Source organism: Paenibacillus sp. 19GGS1-52, from assembly GCF_022369515.1.
GTDB lineage: Bacteria > Bacillota > Bacilli > Paenibacillales > Paenibacillaceae > Paenibacillus_AQ.
This window is the reverse complement of record NZ_CP059724.1, coordinates 3,296,160-3,316,285: the sequence shown is the minus strand read 5'-3', so window position 1 is coordinate 3,316,285 and position 20,126 is coordinate 3,296,160. Positions and strand designations below refer to the sequence as shown.

Sequence of the window (20,126 nt, the reverse complement as noted above, 5' to 3'; positions counted from 1 at the left end):
TTACGGCAATGAACCGAATATATATACCATAAAAATCCCCATTCGGAACATTGTAATATTTTTGCCCAATGCCCAAGGTGTATACAGCGTAAAAGTATTCCTTCCCACTGTATACACTTTTATTCTATATACGGACTTTCAAATTCCATATATGTGATTTTAGAGATATCGGAATAAGAATACACAGAGTTTACAATAGGATCATGCAAAAAATTATTTAAGACAGTTTTTCTGGAACCTGACACTGGTAGTTTTAGGCTAGCAATCCTCAGCAGCTCATTCACTATTCTCCGTCCAATCCCCCGCACCTAATGCTCAGGATAAACAACCACCTAATATTCTTGCAAAACGCTGTCAATAGCCACAAGGCTGATATTACTTACGGACCTGCTACGTTGCTTTGCCTGGGAAGTTAGCGCCGGTCATATAATTCGTTCAGGGGAATAAGCAAGTAAGGACCTTACCCACTGCTTCAGAAATCCAGCGAGAGACTACAGCTTTTCAATATTTAAAGTCCTCTCGGAGAATAATCTCGTTATGGTCAGCGTTGTCCTCAAAATGCTCATACAGGTTAACTAATCGACCCCCGCCCATATCATTCGTACCCATGTAGTGAAAGCCCAAGCTCTGATAATAACGGTTCAACTTTATATTGTGCGCAACAGTATCCAATCTAAGTGCTGTGCAGCCTAACTCCTTAGCCCATGCAGAAGCATTTATAAGCATTCTTTGCCCGAGCCCCACACCGCGATAGGAACCCGCCACAGCCAGCCGATGCAAATAAGCGTAGGATTCATCATTTCTGCTGCCCCAGTACTGTGGATCACTGAACTGCAAGGTGAACATTCCAGCTACATTCTCACCATCCAAAGCCATATAAACCTGTCTATCCTTAAAGTATCCGGCAATATCCAGCTCATTAAATTGAGTGGGTGACCATTGCTTAATTCCCTTGCTCTCCATCCACAACGCTGCTTCTCGCAGCAGCTTCAGGACATCTCCCACTCGATCGATATCTGCGCGAATAATGCTAATTGAGCTATGCGGAGAATGAGTGTATCCGGAAGCCTGCACATTCATTTCTTCGCCTCCTAAGTGGTTATCATTGAAACTGAAACGGGGAGTTCATCTGTTAGAGGCAAGATGACGGTGACCTGCGTTCCTTTGCCAATCTCACTATTCATTTCAATCTTGCCATGATGAAGCTCAACCAACTGCTGGGAGATCGCCAGTCCAAGTCCAGTTCCCCCATTTAAAGCATCCACCTGAAAAAAGCGGTCTCTTACTCTGGAAATATGGTCGTCACTAATACCAATTCCACTATCACGAACAATAATGGCAATCTCACTTGCTGAAAAGCGCTGTGCGGTGAGTACGATGCTGGAATCTTCGTGGGAAAACTTCACCGCATTATCAACTAGATTTAGAAATACTTGTTTCAGCCGATTGGCATCCCCTTTGACATAGATCGCTTCGTCGCATTCAAGCAGTAATACAATCCGCTTTTTCTCTGCTTTTGCCCAAATGTTAAGGATCGTCTCTTGCAGCAGTACCTTAACATTCACAATGCCGATTGAAAGCTTCATCTCATTCTGCTGCAGCTTGGAGAAATCCAGTATCTCTTCTACCAGACCAATCAACCGATCGCTTTCTCTGGAGATAATCCCCATACCAAGCTTTGTTTCTTCCGGATCATATCCACCTGAGATTAAGGTCTCGCTCCAGCCTTTGATACTGGTCAGCGGTGTACGAAGCTCATGCGAGATTGAGGAAATAAAGTCATCCTTGGTCTGATTGCTGCGCACAATTTCCTCGGCCATATAATTAAGCGTAGCCGCCAAATCAGCAATCTCATATTTGTAATTTCCTTTAATACGGGTATTAAATCTGCCCTTGGCCATCTGCGCCGAGACCGCCGTAATATTATTGAGCGGCTTTACTATAGAGTTAGCCAGCCCGAAGCTGAACAGAACAACTATGGCCAGTACTGCGACTCCGATACCAATTGACAACAGAGTAAGATTCAGCAGGTCTTCGTTAATACCTTCAACTGAAGTGAGGTACCTAAGGATATAAGCATCACGGCCGTGGATTTGCAGTATTTTGGAAACCGCCATCACACTCTCATTGGTGCCAGGCTGTTTGCCTACCCAACGACCGATGCTGCCACCTGCTGCTTCGGGAACATCGCTGGTTGTAATAGTGCGGTCTGGCTGAAAACCGGTAGAACTGGTGACCATATCACCTTTTAACGTCAGCACTTCCAGCTCTGCATTGCTCAGCGTAAACCTGTCCAGCAGGTCCTGTAACTGAAATGGAGCATGCTCATCCGAAATTTGATATTTCTGGAAATATTCAGCCGCACTGAAGTGCGTCGTGATTTTGTTATATACACTGTCGTAATAATTCGTTCGAATCGCAAGCAAAAAGATAACTTCCACCAGGAGAAGCGCTAAAGAGACTACAAGTATATAGTGCAGTACGATCTGTCTGCGCATCCCCTTTTTAATCATTGTCCTTGCCCTTTCCATTTGTAACCGTGCCCCCATACCGTTTGTAAGAATTCGGGCTCTGACGGATTATTCTCAATCTTCTGGCGCAGACGGCGGATGTTAACATCCACAATCTTAGGATCGCCCATATACTCCTTGCCCCACACATGATCTAGCAGCAGATCGCGGCTAAGGGGTGTGTTTTCTTTTTCTAGGAAAAATTGGATAAGTGAGAATTCAGTGGGCGTAAGTTCGATCGCGTCACCGTTGCGTTTAAATTGTTTGGAAATAAGATCCAGTGTAAACGGTCCCGAATGAAAAGAAACTTTGGCCGACTGTTCCCGATGCACATTTACCCGGCGCAGCAGTGACTGAATACGGGCAATCAGCTCCGTTGGGCTGAAAGGCTTGCTGATGTGATCATCAGCACCTACCGATAAGGCATAGACCTTATCCTGCTCCTGTACCTTGGCCGTTAGAAAAATAATACCCAACCGTTCATTGGTTTCCCGTATCCGTCGACATACCTCAAACCCGTCAATACCTGGAACCATTACATCCAGCAGAGCAATATCAATATCAGGAATCGTGGTCAGCTTATGCAATGCTTCATTGCCGTCAGCCGCCTCCAACACTTCAAAGCCATTGCGTTTCAGGTTAATTACAATAAAACTGCGGATGGACTCTTCATCCTCAAGGATCAAAACTTTACTCATCTATTCCCTTCCTCTCGATAGGTGAAGCAATCTTGTTGCTGCTCCCCCCATTTGTACTCTGTTCCAGCTTCCCGCGGTAGCCAATAATCTTATCAGCATCACGACCGAGCAGCTCCCAACCTGCACCCTTGACCCGATCCCACTCCAGCGGTGAAAAGAATGAAACCTCAGCAACCGTGTCTCCAGTGTTCGACATGATGAACTTCAGTGATTTATTCTGAACAGACTTGGTATCCACTGTCAGATTCCCATGCCATTCCGGAGAAAATTTGATGATGAAGCGGTCCGCAGGATCACGATATTGCTGCGATGTAAAGACCAAGCCGTCTTTTCCATCCCACTTGTAATAGGAGTTGAAATAAGGGATCGTCTCCGGGTCAAAATACTCCCAGCCCTTCGGTGGCTCAAGCAGGCCAATCTCAATGATGCCATCGCCGTCAATATCTTCACTGTCGATACGTTGATCCTTAAAGGTACGGGCATCACCAGGAATCACTACACGCAGCTTGTTATTCTCCATAACAACCATATAAGTATACGCGGAATGGGAATCCACTGCGGCATCCAGTACGATACCTTCTTTGTCCTCCGCAACTTTTCCTGCGACAATATTGTAATAATTATTAAAATAAGGATCGAGATCGTCCAGCTTATCCAGCACTTTGAAACCATCGCTATATTGGTATGTCGTTATAGTCGCGAATTCATTACGCTTAAAGGAGACAACCGTAATATCTTCAATGCCATCTTCGTTTAAATCATCAATTATATATTTCGTATAAGGCAGTGTCAGCACTTCTTCCAGTGATCCGCTGGAATAACTGTAGACTACCAGTCCTTTTTCTTCACCGCGGGAATACCCTGTAATAATATCCAGCTTGCCGTCGCCCGTGACATCCTTCAAATCAACCGATTCCAGAACCGTTCCGTCACCATCGAAGACAAGCTTCTTTACCCAGGCATCCCCTTGCTTCGCTAGAATCATTCCATGAATCTGCACAGCTTCGTCCGGTGTCTCATAAAAGACTATGGTCTCCATCACTCCATCCTTATCCAGATCCTCAGTGAAGATAGAACTATCATCATCATTGGCAGGACGGATCAACGAAGAGCCTGGTGGATTAAATGAATTAATAGCAGCCATAAGCGTAGCTTTATCTGCTGAGAGCTGCGGCAATTTCATCTTGGAAACAGGATCACTGATGAAAGTACAACCCGACAGGACGGATAACGTCAAGGAGATGACTGCAAGGCGCCTCAGACTTCGTATATTCAATTTCATCACTCTTTCCATATACGTAATTCACAGATTAATACGCTCCTGAGAGGTCAGCCGCCGTCCCTTAACATCATGTTTGATCCGGCCATCCTCCAGCACCCACAATCGCGTTGCATAACGTTCGGCCAATTCTATAGGCAGTACCGTCACAATAGTTAGACCTGTTTCTTTACATAATTTACGCAAGGTTTCCATTACGCTATCCGCCGATTTGGGATCAAGTCCGGTCACCGGCTCATCTGCCAAAATAACCTTGGCTCCATGAGTCAGCGCTCGTGCAATCGCAACACGCTGACGTTCTCCTCCACTAAGCTGGCTCGTCTTCATCTTCGCTTTATCGAGCAGGCCTAGTGCATCGAGCTCATCCATCGCTCCCATATAATCGTCTGAGCGCACCATACCCGTGACCATACGCCACCATGGGGTCTGAGCAGATTGGCCGATTAACACGTTCTTCAATGCCGTACGGTTGGGGTTCAGCTCAGCATTCTGCTCCAGATAAGCCCACTCCCGACGAATCTTGCGTTTACCTCCGAAGATGTTCCCCAGAATATTGGTTCCATCCACTCTGAAATTCCCTCTATCCCATTTATCTCGCAGAGCGAGACAGCGCAGTAGCGTGGTTTTGCCGCTTCCGCTACCTCCCAGTAGTGCTACAAGTTCACCCGTTTCTAATTGAAAGCCAATATCTTGCAGAACCGGGTTCTTGTCTTCCCCGACTGCCTTGGCTAAATGTTCAACTGTAATCATTTTTCAGCCTCTCCTGTCCTCATCTTTACTTCTATAGTGTACTCTGAAAGCGAGATCGAATTCCATGCGAGCATTCGTTCTTATCTTACCTCAAATTCGCTGCCGTGGCGAGAATAATAACCCCAATAGGCCGAACATGATATATAAAAGGCCCATTAAGCCAAATACACCACTCCCCCAGCCATATTCCAGCAATAAGCCGCCGACACCCGGACCTAGGATGCTGCCTAAACTATAATGGAAGGAGGATACCACATTGGCGGCAGGAAGCAAGTTACGCGGTAAGATATCTGCAGCAAAACTGAGACCCAATGAGAAAAATGACCCCACCAATCCACCAGCGAACATAAGCAGCACTAATGTCGGCAGGAATCTGTCTGCTGCAAGTGGCAGCAGGGCAAATGCCAGCCCTCCACCGACCCCGGAGAGAATCAGAATCTTTTGGCGCCCATACCGATCACTCCATATCCCGAGCGGAAGCTGCAACAACAACCCTCCAATGCCTGCAAAAGGCAGCAACGCAGCAATCTGATCAGCAGTATAGCCGATGCGCAGACCATATACCGGAAAATTACTGTTCAGACTTGCTTCCATATAACCGTATAAAAGTGCCGGAATTAAGGCATACCATGCGAGACTATAGCTGCGGCCAAACCGGCGGGCTTGCCCCTCTCCACCCGCCACTTTCTCTGGATGGGAATCTGGCAGCTTCGCGGCGACCAGCAGCAGTACCAGCAGAAATAGAACAGCAATCACAAGAAACGGCGCCGCTTGGCCGAAGCGCAGCAGGCTGATTCCAAGTGGTCCTAGGCTAAAGCCCAAACCATAGGACATCCCGTACAGTGAAATATTACGCCCACGGTGCTCGGATGGTGTCATGAGCAGCACCCATAGCTGTGCCGCATAATTAATAGCAGCATCGCCAATCCCCACAAGCAGGCGCAGCAAGAACCATGCCTTAACACCCGGCAGCAGTGGAAACAGAAGCAAACTAACGAATACCAAGCTAAGCCCGGCGGCAATTAGCTTTTTGAAGCCGATGGCACCAAGTGTCCGCTCGGCTACTAAAGTCATGCCAAATGAGCCAATATATAAGGCTGCTGCATTCAGCCCGTTGATGGATGACGTGACCCCTTTTTGCTCCAAAAGAATGGACAACACTGGAAGCAGCAGCCCTTGGCTGAGTCCTGCAGCAATAATTACGGTAATAAGAATCATGTAATTCCGTTTGCTGTTGTGATGAACTGATGTTGAATGCCTATCTGACACGGATGAATCCCCCTATGATCTACAATGGTTATAAATAAGTAACGCAATTGGCAAACACGGAACATTATAGTGGACAACCTTCTTCAAAACAAGAGATAATATATAGAAGTGACGGATTTCCCAGGGGGTGCAAGCTTACATGAACTATGAATTAAAAATTGATGTATCACCGGTCTACGAACTGCTGGACAGTTTCATGTTATATGTAACCAAGAAATGGATGTCGAACCTGGATCTCGGTCCAGACTGGATACGCGATCTGGAAAGTCGAATTCCTCCTCAGAAAGTAACGGAACTGCTGCAGGCTTCCGAGTGGCCTTTTGACGATTATGATGTGCTTTACGCTTGGACTTACAGTCGGGGTCCAGCTATAAAGGTGCTGCAATTCCTAGACGAATTAGATGCGGCCTCATTAGAAGACTGCTATCAGCAGACTTTGCCGTTTCTTCCCAACTTCACACTTGAAGAATGCAACCGAATTAAATCCAGCTATATTCCACTCCTGCGATTATGGCATGATCAATATTTCCGCCATGTGGAGAACAAGATTCTGCCGCTGTTGATTGCTGATGCTTCTGAGAAAAAAATGCTTGAGAGCAAGATGGACCCCGAGGCCCTAATCGAGTACGCCTCAAATGGTGTTATTTATGAAGAAATTCCGGATCTGCAGACGATTGTACTGCTGCCCACGGTACATAATCGTCCGATCAATACTTATTGCTTCTACAAAACATTAGTGATGGTTCAGTACCCTGTAGATGTACCTTTGGATAACGAGGATGAGCCCCCTACTATGCTGCTGCGTATGACCAAAGCACTATCAGACCCGACACGACTCCGGCTGCTGCGTTATGTCGCCCATGAACCCAAAACACTATCGGAAATGCAGTCCGATCTGAACCAGTCCAGGGAAATGCTGATGCACCACCTTATGATCCTGCGGGTGGCCGGCCTACTGCGCATCCACGTGCGGGGAGAATATAACGAACGCTTTAGTATCCGTCCAGACGGAGCCTCAGAGCTCCAGATGTTCTTAGAGTCCTATATTCGTTTATAATAACTAAATAACGTTAGAGATATAGATTGGAGGAGTGAGCCACATGAAATATTTAACACAACAAGTAATCTTTGATCTGGACGACACCTTAGTCCATTGCAACAAATATTTCGATCTCATTCTGGGGCAATATTTAGAAATGATGACCGACTGGTTTCAGGATTTTGAACCCACCACCAGTGAGATCAGAAGCAAACAGACCGAAATTGATGTTGAAACGGTCAGCGCAAGTGGACTGGCCAGCGACAATTTCCCCAAATCCCTGATTGCCACCTACCGTTATTTCTGCGCTAAATATGGACGTCCGACAGAATCTTTTCAGGAACAGCAACTAATGAAGCTTGGTCTTAGCGTCTACGATCAGGAAATTGAAGCCTATCCAGGCATGGTCGAAACACTAGATACTCTGAAACAAGACGGTCATGACTTGTATTTATATACCGGTGGAGACGATACCATCCAGCAGCGCAAGATTGAGCAGATGAAGCTTGACGTTTATTTTGATGACCGTATCTATATCCGCAAGCATAAAAATGTGGAATCGCTTGAAAGCATACTATCCTCCCGCAGTTTCGACCGTAAGCGGACCTGGATGATCGGGAACTCCTTACGCACGGACATCCTGCCTGCGGTGACTGCTGGCATCAATAGCATATATTTAAAGCAGCAAAATGAATGGCTGTACAATCTGATTGAGCTACAGCGCGAAATGCAGCAAGCTATTTTGACCATTTCTTCCATCAACGAAGTTCCACCTGTTATACGTACAGCCATTCAACAGCAGAATAAAAATCACGGATAAAGTTTTCAAGACTTAGTGTTACAAATGACATAGGCTTTCTGCCGCCAGTATGTTTATACTACTTGAGTAGTTTTCATATGGCGCAGGAGGAATGCAAATGAATAAGAAAGCAAATAAGAATGGGAACTGGAATGGGAATTCCAAGGGAGTTTCGAACAACAAGAACTCAATACTCATGCTTTCAGCAGTCGTTGTAGTTATCCTGATTGCAGCATTTGTCTTCTTCACTACCACCAAAGACAGCGATTCTTCCGATCTGGACAGTTTACCTAACTACACGGATGTAAAGGGCACTATTGTTGTGGATGGGCTAAAATATGAGAAGCAACCGCATCTGGGCAACACTGAGGCCAAGGTGAAAATTATTGAATTCGCAGATTTCAAATGTCCTGCCTGCAAAAAATGGACCGCACAATATCTGGATACCTTCATTAAGGATTATGTGGATACCGGTAAGGTTGAGTTCTTCTTCATGAACTTCGCTTTTATTGATCGGGATTCCTATCTTGCCGCAAGTGCGGGTGAAGCCATTTACAAACAAAGCAATGAGAAGTTCTGGGAGTATGTTCACAAGCTGTACGCCAATCAGGGCGATGAGGGCAAAATTTGGGCAACGCAGAAGTTCATTCTAAAATTCGTTAAAGATAATATTGACGGCATTGATTATAACCAATTCAAGACAGACCTCAAGAACCAAACTTACATGTACGATGTTAAAGAAGATTTCAAAATCGCTGGTTCCTATGGCGTCAACGGCACGCCTAAATTTATGGTCAATGGTGTTCTACTGCCGGACTCCTCCTATGAGGGACTGACTGCGGCAATTGATGCCCAACTGGCTGCGGCGGCAAATTAATTTTTTTGTGATGAACCCACATGTAAAAAGCAAGTCTCCACTACACTGGAGACTTGCTTTTTTGTGTCACTACGCTTGTTTATAATTACTCAACTATCAGTTGACCCGTATCCCTATTATTCAGCACAAGCTTGCCTTCAAATGGCGATCCATCTTCACCAGTGAGCTTAAGTTTCCCCGTACGACCTTTTTCAATTATCGCTTTAACCTGTGTATCACTAAGCATTCGCCCGTGATTCTCTTTCCAAATTACAAACTTGCAACCTTCTTTATAATGCGAGCAGCCGTAACCCTTGCGCCCCATAAAGATCATCCCGCCACAGCCAGGGCGTGGACAAGTGCCGATGATGGTTGGTCCTTGGTCTGGCGCAGTCGTACCAACTTCCACGTCCACTTTACGTTTTCGCGGCGTTACCGATTTATCGGCCGCTTTACGCGGTGTGGCAGTACTGCTACCACCTTTAGCAACGGGTTTCGTGGAGGGTGTTTCTCCCTCAAAGGAGGTTTTGGCTGCGCGGGATTGCACTCGGACTTTGTCTACAATCATCGAGGCGAATCTTTTGACATTCTCCATAAATTGTCCATCTGAGGCAGTTCCTCTAGAAATTTCATTCAAACGGCGTTCCCATTGTCCGGTCATTTCCGGTGAGGTCAGGAGCTCAATACCAGCCCCACGAATAAGTTCAATAACCATCCGGCCTTTTTGAGTGAGTGCGATCTTTTTGCCCTGCATTTCGATGTAACCGACATTCTTGAGCCGTTCAATCGTAGCTGCACGAGTGGCTGGTGTGCCGAGACCGGAATCCTTCATGGCATCCCGTAGCTCTTCATCCTCAATCTGCTTGCCCGCACTTTCCATCGCTTTTAGCAAGGTGCCTTCGTTAAAATGTTTGGGAGGTTGGGTATCCTTCTCTTTGACCACAGCATCACTACAAAAGATTTCTGCAGTCGGAGCGATGGAAAATGGTTCGTTGACCTCTATTTCCTCTTCCTCTTCGTCATCCTTCGACTTCCCTTTAGCAGGCTTCACTTTGTCCTTCTTCTGGTCGGCATAGATAACTTTCCAGCCAAGGCTCAACAATTCTTTCACCGTAGTTTTGAACTTCTCATCCTCTACATTGGTAATAACGGTATGCACCTTATATTCTGCGGCTGGATAGAACTGCGACAGAAAGCGGCGCACGATTAAATCGTACAACTTTTGCTCATCTGCACTTAAACCTGAAGGTTTACGGTTCGTAGGCATGATAGCATGGTGATCCTCAACCTTCGTAGGGTTGCAGATGAACTTATTGCCTTTATGGACCAGATTCCGGTTCGCGCCTTTCACCCATTCGTCATAGGCCGTTCCCTGCAGCGCCGAAAGTGTTTTGTGCATTTCCGGAATATTAGCTTCCGTCACATAGTTGGAGTTCGTCCGCGGGTACGAGATGGCCTTATGCTTCTCATAGAGCGCCTGCGCGATATCAAGCGTTTTTTTGGCGGAAAAAGCGTACTTGCCATTCGCCTCCCGCTGCAGCAGCGTCAAATCATAGAGCTTGTTCGGATATTCTTTAGTCTCTTTGACCTCATAGGAATCAATCCGACCCGATTTGCCTTTAACCTTGGCAGCCACAGCCTCCGCTTTCGCTCCATCCGTTAACCGATCTCCCTGCCACATACCTTTATAGGTAATATCACTCTGTGTGAACTGACCCTCCACTTCAAAAAACTTCAGTGATGAAAATGCCTCAATGATCTTCTGACGGTCATAGATCAGAGCAAGCACCGGAGTCTGCACTCTACCCACCGACAACAGCACATTATGCTTCGTTGTGAATGCACGTGAGCCATTCATTCCGATCAACCAGTCTGCTTCGCTACGCGCTTTGGCAGCCTTCGTGAGATTCTCGTACTCTGCTCCATCCTTCAGCTCCTGAAACCCCTTGCGGATCGTCTCCGGCGTTAAATCGGAAATCCACAGCCGCTTTACGGGCTGGACCAGCTGCAAATGCCTTTGAATGAGTGAAAAGATATGTTGCCCTTCTCTCCCCGCATCACAAGAATTCACCAGCAGATCACTGCGTTTGGCTAGCTCACCGATGACCTTAAGCTGGTCTATTGTCCTTGCATTAGGCACCAGCTTGAACGTCTCGGGAATGATTGGCAGATCATTAATATTCCACTTCTTGTATTTAACATCATAAGCTTCTGGCTCAGCCAAACCGATCAGATGTCCAATAGCCCAGGTGATAATGTATTGCTCCCCTTCGAGATAGGAACGGTAGTTCTTGGCCTGCGGTTCTATTGCGGCGGCGATATTCCGCCCCATATCCGGCTTTTCCGCAATAATGAGTGTCTTCAAAAAAATTCGCTCCTTACCTTTTCGTTCTTAAAGTCCAAAATACGTCCAGTAGTCTAGTATACCATCAACCTCTACTTTTTCTAATGTAATCCTCAATAGAGGCCAGCTCAATTTCTAATTTTGTTACTTCTTAAGTAAACGTTTGTCCTGAAAAGACAAAGAATATCTCTTATATATTTATTGCGGTTATTATATATATTTTTTTCATTTTTATAGTTTAACATTTGAAATAAGCAAATTAAACTAACAAGTTAATGAATACCATCCGATTAATGAAGTCAGGGAGAATTACTAAAATTAAGTATATCTATCATCTATCCTAGGGGGATTCCAACAATGAATAACAAATTCAAACGCTTAACTCAAGCTCTAGCATCCCGATCACTGCAGAAACAAATGATGATCATCTTCTCGATCATGCTCATCATTCCAGTCGTCCTAGTAAGTTACTTCTCCTATTCTAGTTCCAAAAAGCAACTAGAGCTGAAAATGCAGGATTCAACTCGTTCCAGTGTCGAGTTATTGCGAATAACCATTGATCAGACAGTTTCTTCGGCAGCTCGAAATGTACAACAGCTTACCCAGCAAATAACATCAGGGGACATAGACGCCAAAAATCCTGCGACTAGGCAACTTATTGACTTATTCATGAAAGAGCATCCAGAGCTTGAAGTAATTAGCTTAGGAAATGAAAATGGAGCTTGGATGAAGTCACCCGATCCAGGTAAACAAGACTATGATCCACGTAAAAGAGATTGGTATATTTCCTCCATCAGCAGTACTAAAGAAGACACACTAATCGAACCCTTCATAGCAACCACTACAGGAAATTACAACTTGTATATCTCCAAAAGATTAGCAGATAACAAAGGTGCGATGAATACCAGTTTGAATCTCAGTAAACTGGCAGTAATGATCAATAATATCAAATTAGGTAAAGACGGATATATATTTATTGTAGACCGAAACCACGATTACGTTTCTCACCCTACTAAAAAAGCTGGTGTTGATGTGCCTGAAAATGTGATTTCCGCACTCGGCACAGGCACAAACGGTCCTGTTTCCTTTACTGATCCCGATACAGGCAAAAGTATGCGTGGGTATTACAGCGCCGATGCTATTTCCGGATTTACTATTGTGGGAATCCTCTCTGTACAAGAATTCTCCGATGCCTCTGCTCCAATTTTGTTTAATGGATTAATTGTACTAGGTATTTCACTTGCATTGGCCCTGATTCTGATGTTCTTCTACATCCGTGGCATTACCAAACCCATTATTAGCTTAAATCGTTCCGCTCGCCGCGTCAGCGAGGGCTTCCTGAATGAACACATACAAATTAACCGCACCGATGAAATCGGACAGCTAGCTGAGAACTATAATCTCATGGTGAATTCGCTCCGAGAAATCGTTGTAGACATCTCAAACACCTCCAGTTTACTCGCCTCCTCAAGCCAGGAGTTATCTTCGATAACCGAAGAAAATTCAAGTGCAGTTGTTTACGTTACCGAGCTCGTTCAAGATTCTTCAAATGGAGCTGAAACCCAAACGGCGGCAATGGTCGAAACATCGCGGGCAATGGAGGAAATGTCCACTGGAATTCAAAAAATTGCGGAAGCTGCAGCTCTGATCGTCGAATCCTCAGGTTCGACCGAACAGGATGTGCAATCCGGTAGCCAGAAGGTAGAGCTAGTTAGTCAGCAGATGGGAGCCATTCAAAAATCCACTCTTCACTCCTCGGAGCTGATTGGACAATTAAACGCATTGAATTCCAAAGTATCTCAAATGAGTACGTCTATCTCTAATATAGCAGTGCAGACCAACCTATTATCCCTAAATGCAGGAATTGAAGCCGCTCGTGCCGGAGAGCATGGCAGGGGATTCGCTGTTGTCGCAAGTGAGGTGCGGAAGCTCGCCGATCAATCAAAGACGACTGCCGGCAACATCCAAGATACGATTGAGGAGATGACTGAGCTAATTAATCAGAGCTATGATGCTATCCATAACGGGGTTTCTGCAGATGTGGCACTAGGTATCAAAGTGACTGACGAAGCTAAAGAAGCTTTCATTAGAATTGAGCATTCAACTACCAAAATCAATGGTCAGATCCATGACATCTCTGCTGTTACAGAACAAATGTCAGCTGGTGCTGAAGAAATCGCTGCTTCGGTAATAGAAATATCAAGTATCTCACAAGCCACATACGATTCCTTCCAAAGTGTTACTGCGGCGACCGAACAGCAATTAGCCTCTATGGAAGAGATCTCTACATCTTCAACAGAGCTATCTCAATTAGCAGGAGACCTACAGCACAAGATTGAACGCTTTAATCTGGAATAATAGACTTCACTTTTTAATAATGATTTCTATTCAAGCAATAAAAAAGAGCTTTATCAACAGCAAAGTAACTGTTGATAAAGCTTCTTTTTATGCTATATGGATCCACTAGTTATTAATATATTTCTCAATCTGCGAAACAGCTTCTGCAAGTTCGAAATTCCCCTTTTTGTTTGTCCTCCGTTCTATATATTCAACCCGGCCTTCACCAGCGTCCTTGCCTACAATGACCGTTAATGGGATACCGATCAAACTGGAGTCTTTAAATTTAACGCCTGGACGTTCATCCCTGTCATCAAGCAGAGTCTCAACCCCCAATTCATTAAGCTGCTTATACAAAGCTTCCGCGAGTTCCACTTGAACAGCGTCCTTAGCGGACATTAACAAAATGTGCACCTGATAGGGTGCTAGTGCCGCCGGCCAAATGATCCCCAGATCATCATGGTTCTGCTCGACAACCGCAGCCAGTAGGCGTGAGATGCCGATTCCATAACAACCCATGATCATCGGCTGGCTCTTGCCTGAAGTATCCAGATAAGTTGCTCCGAGCTTCTCACTGTATTTGGTACCTAGTTTAAATACATGCCCAATCTCAATACCCAGATTGAATTTAAGCTGGCCTTCTCCACAGTGTGGACAGGCTTCACCCTCAGTTACATTACGAAAATCTCCTATATGCGTAAGCTCAAAATCGCGTCCAGGTACAACATTGCGGATATGATAGTCTTTCTCTCCTGCTCCAGCGATACCGTGTGGCATAGCAGCAACTGCAGCATCAACCAATAGGGTAAGCGCAAGTCCCACAGGTCCAACAAATCCACTCTCTACCCTTGACACCTGCTTCACTGATTCATAATCGGCCAAGCTAATATCAGCAATCCCAAGATATTTCCCCACCTTGAGCTCATTAACCTCATGATCACCTCTAACCAGAACAGCAAAGATTTTCCCGCCACCCTGATAAATTAACGTTTTGATCACTTGCTCCGGTTGAATCTGTAATTCCTGCTTCAGTTGATCAATAGTACGCAAGTCTGGAGTATGAAATTTAGTGACTGGCAGCAGTTCAAGATTAGGCTCCCGTATGCTATCGGCCAATGCCTCCGCCTGCTCCAAATTAGCCGCATAGTCACATGAGGTACAGGCAACAATCGTATCCTCTCCTATATCAGCAAGAGCCATAAACTCATGGCTTCCCCCTTCACCCCCTATAGCACCAGAGTCCGCATGGACGGACCGAAACTCCAAGCCACAACGGCTGAATATTCGCCGATAGGCATTGAACATTGTCCAATAAGATTCATCAAGATATTCCCATGACGTATCGAACGAATAGGCGTCCTTCATCAAAAACTCTCTGCCCCGCAGCAGCCCTGAACGTGGACGCCGCTCATCGCGGAACTTGGTTTGAATTTGGTACAGAGTAACCGGCAGCTTTCGATACGAGCTTATCTCATTCCGCACTAAAGAAGTTACTACTTCTTCATGGGTAGGCCCCAGTATAAATTCCCGATCATGCCGGTCCTGAAGGCTCATCAACTCCTTGCCATATACATCATATCTCTCTGACTCTTTCCACAGCTCAGCAGGCTGCAAAGAGGACATGAGGATCTCCTGAGCCCCTACCCTGTCCATTTCCTCTCGTACAAGGCTTTCAATCTTCCGCAGAACACGCCGTCCGAGCGGCAGGTATGTATAAATTCCTGCAGCCAACTGACGGATATACCCTGCTCGCAGCAGCAACTGGTGGTTTATCGTCTCTGCCTCCGCTGGAGCTTCACGCAGTGTGTTTAACAACAGTTTACTTTGGCGCATCATTAGCGACCTCCCGTATGTTCATGACCTTCAACGAAACCTTCCATATTCCTAAAAACACAAAAAGACACATTCGTCAGGGACGAATGTGTCGTGATACCACCCTAATTCAACCACCAATATTGTTTATTAGCAGTCCTCAATCGAATAACGGCCGATACCGGTAGCGGTTATACTCTCTCTCGCTACAGCTTCCAAGGCAGGGTACCTTTCACTCGCTCCTGAGGGACCTTTCAGCCGGTGAGTCCCCTCTCTGTTCCTGACGATTCCTGAACGGTAAATCCTTAGTCAATGCTTTTAGAATATAAATATTGTATTAAATCTATATGATTCACCTAGTTACGTCAAGTCGGAATCTGAACATAACGATTTCCAGATTAATATTAAATGTATTTGCATGCATTTTACAGATTTAACGCTCCTTCTGTATATAATTTCTTCATATCTCTACTTTACTATGATGAAATAGAAAGAAAAGATATTAATTTCCAACTAGGGGGAACCTTTCAATGAACTATCATAAAAAACCTACTGCCTACAACGTATCCTTTCGACTACCACACAAACCAATGATGATAATCTCCTTTATGCTGCCAACCCTGCTTGGCCTACTTGCTGGCTGCTTCTCTGTTAAAGGTGAGAACACACTACATAACCTATCGGAGGTAGATCTCAATGAAAAAACGAACTAGTCTTTCCCTATCCGCTAAACTGGTATCCATGGTCGTTCTGTTGCTAATTATTACATTCACTTCTATCATCTTGTTTAATTTAAAGCAATTGCGGTCAGTTAGTGTCAAGAACAGTGAGTTGGAATCCTGGTCAGCTGGTGATGATTATTCCGAAAGCCTCCAGACCAAACTAGTCAATTTGAGAGGTACCTTGCAAACACTTTCAACTACACTTCAGGAAGTCCAAGCAAAACAATCATTATCTCGTGATGAAGTCGTTGGTTTACTACAGAGTACATTAAAGGTAAACACTAACCTCTCTGGACTAATTATGGCTTGGGAACCTAACGCATTTGACGGAAACGATAAGGCTTTGGCAAAAAGCAATGCCTACACTGATGCCACAGGAAGATTCGTTGCATTAGTTAACTTGGATAAAGATCAGTTTTCTATCAAAGCAGTTGGTGATCTGAGTACGCCAGGTTTAGCAGATTACTATCTAAAACCTAAAGAAACCAAAAAGTTCAATGTACTTAAACCGACCAACTATGGAACTGCAGATACACCCTATCTAATCTCATCAGTCACATTTCCAATCTTGGACAAGGACGGGAATTTCCTAGGGATTATAGCCACCGCGCTCCCATTAGCTGATTTGCAGACACAGGCAGAAGCCTTCAAGATGGAAGCCGGTTATGTAACACTTATTGCTCAAGATGGAAGCTATGCTGCTAATGCTGCTAATCCAGATTTGTTAGCCAAACCTTATGCTGACACTCCTGAAAAAACCGCACTTTGGGCTGATCTTCAAACAGGAAACCGAAGCATCGCTTACACACAGGACCCAGGCGGTGAACATGTAATGCGCTCCATCAAACCATTCGATGTAGATGCAAACGGAGATCATTGGTACGTCGAAACTGTCATCCCCGAAAAGTTTATCAATCAAACATATAATAATAGCCGCTTGATCTCATTGCTGATCACCCTTGGAGCGTTATTGCTGCTAAGTGCGTTAATTACACTTGTAATTCGCCTGTGGGTAGTACGGCCACTTACACAATTCGGTGAGAAGATGAAGCTGATGGCAGATGGTGACTTAACACAGACCTTGAAGGTCAAAGGGAGAGATGAGTTCAGCCAATTGGCAGGCCATTTCAACGAAATGACCACTAAATTGAAATCCATGTTCCATTCCATAAATGAATTGGCATTGACCGTTGGGGCAACTTCACAGCAGCTTACCTCCAGTTCTGAGCAGACTGGCAAAGCCTCTGAGTCGATCGCTGAAGCCATTCAAGAGGTTGCACAGGGTGCAGAAACGCAATATCGTCATTCCGGTGATACGGTTAAGGAAATCATGGAGATGACATTGGGCATTAAGCGGATTGCTGAATCATCGCTGACCGCATCAGCTTCAGCAAATGTCGCTTCGGGTCAGACAAGAACAGGAAGTGTAAAAATTAAGGAAGCTATTTCGCAAATGGGCTCGATGAAGCAAGCTGCCGACCATTCTGAACAAGCTCTTCGTATGCTTGGAACGAAGTCGGAAGAAATCGGCGGAATCGTTGGCTTAATTACAACCATCAGCCAACAAACAAACCTGCTGGCACTCAATGCAGCCATTGAGGCAGCGCGGGTCGGAGAACATGGCAGAGGTTTCGGAGTAGTTGCAGACGAGGTACGGAAGTTGGCAGATCAGACGAAACAGGCAGCCACTCAAATTGCCGAACTCATTAGTGAAATTAAGGATGGAACAGGCAATGCCATCCTTAATATGAGCGTCGGAACGGAAGAAATGAACAAGGGTGTGAATATCGTAGTAGAAAGTGGACAGCTGTTTCAGTCCATAATGGCTGAAATTGAACGTGTAAATGATCAAATTCAAGAAGTATCCTCGGCTTCAGAGCAGATGTCATCTAGCTCTCAACAGGTCTCAACATCCGTTGAACGGCTAACCGTTATTGCTAGTGATGCAATGGAGAACTCAAGTAGTGTCGCCGCCGCCGCAGAAGAACAGTTGGCCACCATGGAAGAGATTTCTTCCTCATCGGAATCACTGTCTCATATGGTGCAAGAACTGCTTGATAAACTATCCAAGTTCAAGATCTAAAAAAAACAAAAGAATCCGTCGCACCAGCAGCAGCTGTTACAACGGATTCTTTTGTTATACTTATAGCTACACCTAAATGAGTACAGTCGAACCCATCAGGAATTTGTCCACTTCACGAGCAGCTTCGCGTCCTTCATTGATTGCCCAGACTACTAAGCTTTGCCCACGGCGCATATCACCAGCTGCAAATACCTTGTCTACGTTAGTGTTGAATTTGCCATAACGCGCCTTCACGTTCGTACGACGATTTGTATCCAGTTTCAGTTCCTGAACAATTTCCTGTTCCGGTCCATCGAAACCAATTGCGATCAACGCCAACTGGGCTGGGTACACAGCTTCTGTGCCAGGGATCGGCTGATAGATCTTGCGACCTGTCTCATCCACTATACGACGGATTTGCACGGTGTGCAGCTCCTTCAAATTGCCCTCATCATCACCGACAAATTTGGTAGTCATGATAGAGAATTCACGTGGGTCGTCGCCAAAAAGAGCTTTGGCTTCTTGTTGTGCATAATCAAGTGTGTATACATTAGGGAATTGCGGCCACGGATTGGCAATAGGATCACGCTCAAGGGGTGCTTTATCATGTGTACCAAACTGTGTGATGCTGCTGCAACCATGACGAAGCGCCGTAGCCACACAGTCAGAACCCGTATCTCCGCCACCGAGAACAATAACATCTTTGCCTTCAGCAGAGGCATAATTGCCATCCTGAAGATTGGAAGCGAGATAGCTCTTAATCGTACCGTTCAAATAATCCATCGCATACATTACGCCTTTAAGCTCACTGCCCTCTACGTTGAAGCGGCGCGCCTTCGTTGCTCCACCACACAGCACGACAGCATCAAATTGATCTACCAGTTGCTGAGCAGGTATATCTTTGCCGATTTCCGTGTTCACTACGAAGTTAACACCTTCCGCAGCCAGCAGATCCACACGCCGCTGAACAATTCTCTTATCCAGCTTCATGGTCGGAATGCCGTAAGTCAATAATCCGCCTGGACGATCACTGCGTTCATATACAGTCACAGTGTGTCCAGCCTTATTCAATTGCGCCGCAGCTGCCAATCCCGCAGGACCTGAACCCACAATCGCAATAGTCTTGCCAGTACGTTTCTCTGGCGGTACAGGTACGACCCAACCTTCTTCGAACCCTTTATCTATGATAGCCAATTCAATCGTCTTGATCGTAACTGGCTGACCGATCAGTCCCACCGTACATGAGCCTTCACAAGGTGCCGGACAGATGCTGCCTGTGAATTCGGGGAAATTATTCGTCTTATGCAGACGCTCTAGTGCTTCCTTCCACAACCCGCGATAAACCAGGTTATTCCATTCCGGTATCAGATTGTGCACAGGGCAACCAGAGGTGCCCCCTTCCATATCGATACCAGTATGGCAATAAGGGGTTCCGCAATCCATACAACGTGCTCCCTGTGTTCGAAGCTCTTCTTCGGATAAGTGATGGTGGAACTCTTCCCAATCCTTAACGCGCTGCTCAGGATCCCGATCACCTGGGAGCTGTCGTTTATACTCCATAAATCCAGTAGGTGTAGACATATTTACGTATCCCCCATCCGTTCTCTTCATGTGATGTATAGTACATTGTAACATAATGCGGCAGAATC

15 protein-coding genes are annotated in these 20,126 nt (G+C 45.5%); 6 read left to right on the top strand and 9 right to left on the bottom strand.

The window, feature by feature from the left end:
• Positions 1 to 501 precede the first annotated feature (501 nt).
• The 6 genes from H1230_RS15535 to H1230_RS15510 form a co-directional block, all read right to left on the bottom strand.
• Positions 502 to 1,080 (bottom strand): GNAT family N-acetyltransferase, encoded by a 579-nt coding sequence (locus H1230_RS15535; RefSeq protein WP_239716804.1) that lies wholly within the window; start codon positions 1,078 to 1,080, stop codon positions 502 to 504.
• An 11-nt stretch (positions 1,081 to 1,091) separates the two neighbouring features.
• Entirely contained in the window at positions 1,092 to 2,513 is a 1,422-nt protein-coding gene (locus H1230_RS15530) for a sensor histidine kinase (protein WP_239716802.1), read from the bottom strand.
• Entirely contained in the window at positions 2,510 to 3,208 is a 699-nt protein-coding gene (locus tag H1230_RS15525; RefSeq protein WP_154119716.1) for a response regulator transcription factor, read from the bottom strand. The genes H1230_RS15530 and H1230_RS15525 overlap by 4 nt, the downstream gene beginning before the upstream one ends.
• On the bottom strand, positions 3,201 to 4,484 hold the full coding sequence (locus tag H1230_RS15520) for a hypothetical protein (protein ID WP_481857148.1): 1,284 nt from the start codon (positions 4,482 to 4,484) through the stop codon (positions 3,201 to 3,203). Before H1230_RS15520 ends, H1230_RS15525 begins: the two co-directional genes overlap by 8 nt.
• 27 nt (positions 4,485 to 4,511) lie before the next feature.
• The gene (locus H1230_RS15515; protein ID WP_239716798.1) at positions 4,512 to 5,237 is read right to left on the bottom strand and encodes a phosphonate ABC transporter ATP-binding protein; all 726 of its coding nucleotides are present in this window, start codon (positions 5,235 to 5,237) and stop codon (positions 4,512 to 4,514) included.
• Between the two features lie 90 nt (positions 5,238 to 5,327).
• Entirely contained in the window at positions 5,328 to 6,506 is a 1,179-nt protein-coding gene (locus H1230_RS15510) for an MFS transporter (protein ID WP_345773424.1), read from the bottom strand.
• A 139-nt stretch (positions 6,507 to 6,645) separates the two neighbouring features.
• Here H1230_RS15510 and H1230_RS15505 point away from each other — a divergent pair, with 139 nt between their 5' ends.
• From H1230_RS15505 to H1230_RS15495, 3 genes are all read left to right on the top strand, one after another.
• Complete coding sequence (locus tag H1230_RS15505; protein WP_239716796.1) at positions 6,646 to 7,563, top strand: ArsR/SmtB family transcription factor; 918 nt, start codon at positions 6,646 to 6,648, stop codon at positions 7,561 to 7,563.
• 43 nt (positions 7,564 to 7,606) lie between these two features.
• On the top strand, positions 7,607 to 8,365 hold the full coding sequence (locus H1230_RS15500) for an HAD family hydrolase (RefSeq protein WP_239716794.1): 759 nt from the start codon (positions 7,607 to 7,609) through the stop codon (positions 8,363 to 8,365).
• 97 nt (positions 8,366 to 8,462) lie between these two features.
• On the top strand, positions 8,463 to 9,221 hold the full coding sequence (locus H1230_RS15495; protein ID WP_239716792.1) for a thioredoxin domain-containing protein: 759 nt from the start codon (positions 8,463 to 8,465) through the stop codon (positions 9,219 to 9,221).
• 85 nt (positions 9,222 to 9,306) lie between these two features.
• Here the strand turns inward: H1230_RS15495 and H1230_RS15490 are convergent, their stop codons facing one another.
• Positions 9,307 to 11,565, bottom strand: a complete 2,259-nt coding sequence (locus H1230_RS15490; RefSeq protein ID WP_239716789.1) for a type IA DNA topoisomerase — start codon at positions 11,563 to 11,565, stop codon at positions 9,307 to 9,309.
• Positions 11,566 to 11,901: 336 nt separating this feature from the next.
• Here H1230_RS15490 and H1230_RS15485 point away from each other — a divergent pair, with 336 nt between their 5' ends.
• On the top strand, positions 11,902 to 13,902 hold the full coding sequence (locus tag H1230_RS15485; RefSeq protein ID WP_239716787.1) for a methyl-accepting chemotaxis protein: 2,001 nt from the start codon (positions 11,902 to 11,904) through the stop codon (positions 13,900 to 13,902).
• Between the two features lie 105 nt (positions 13,903 to 14,007).
• Here H1230_RS15485 and H1230_RS15480 read toward each other — a convergent pair whose 3' ends face one another.
• Positions 14,008 to 15,714 carry a proline--tRNA ligase gene (locus H1230_RS15480; protein ID WP_239717360.1) on the bottom strand — a complete coding sequence of 569 codons (1,707 nt, stop codon included), beginning with the start codon at positions 15,712 to 15,714 and terminating at the stop codon, positions 14,008 to 14,010.
• 509 nt (positions 15,715 to 16,223) lie between these two features.
• Here H1230_RS15480 and H1230_RS15475 point away from each other — a divergent pair.
• Positions 16,224 to 16,406, top strand: coding sequence for a hypothetical protein (locus tag H1230_RS15475; RefSeq protein WP_239716785.1), 183 nt, complete (start codon positions 16,224 to 16,226; stop codon positions 16,404 to 16,406).
• Positions 16,390 to 18,498: a methyl-accepting chemotaxis protein gene (locus tag H1230_RS15470; RefSeq protein WP_239716783.1), complete on the top strand. Its 2,109-nt coding sequence runs from the start codon at positions 16,390 to 16,392 to the stop codon at positions 18,496 to 18,498. Before H1230_RS15475 ends, H1230_RS15470 begins: the two co-directional genes overlap by 17 nt.
• A gap of 72 nt (positions 18,499 to 18,570) precedes the next feature.
• Here the strand turns inward: H1230_RS15470 and H1230_RS15465 are convergent, their stop codons facing one another.
• Positions 18,571 to 20,058, bottom strand: a complete 1,488-nt coding sequence (locus H1230_RS15465) for a glutamate synthase subunit beta (RefSeq protein WP_239716781.1) — start codon at positions 20,056 to 20,058, stop codon at positions 18,571 to 18,573.
• Positions 20,059 to 20,126: the final 68 nt, after the last annotated feature.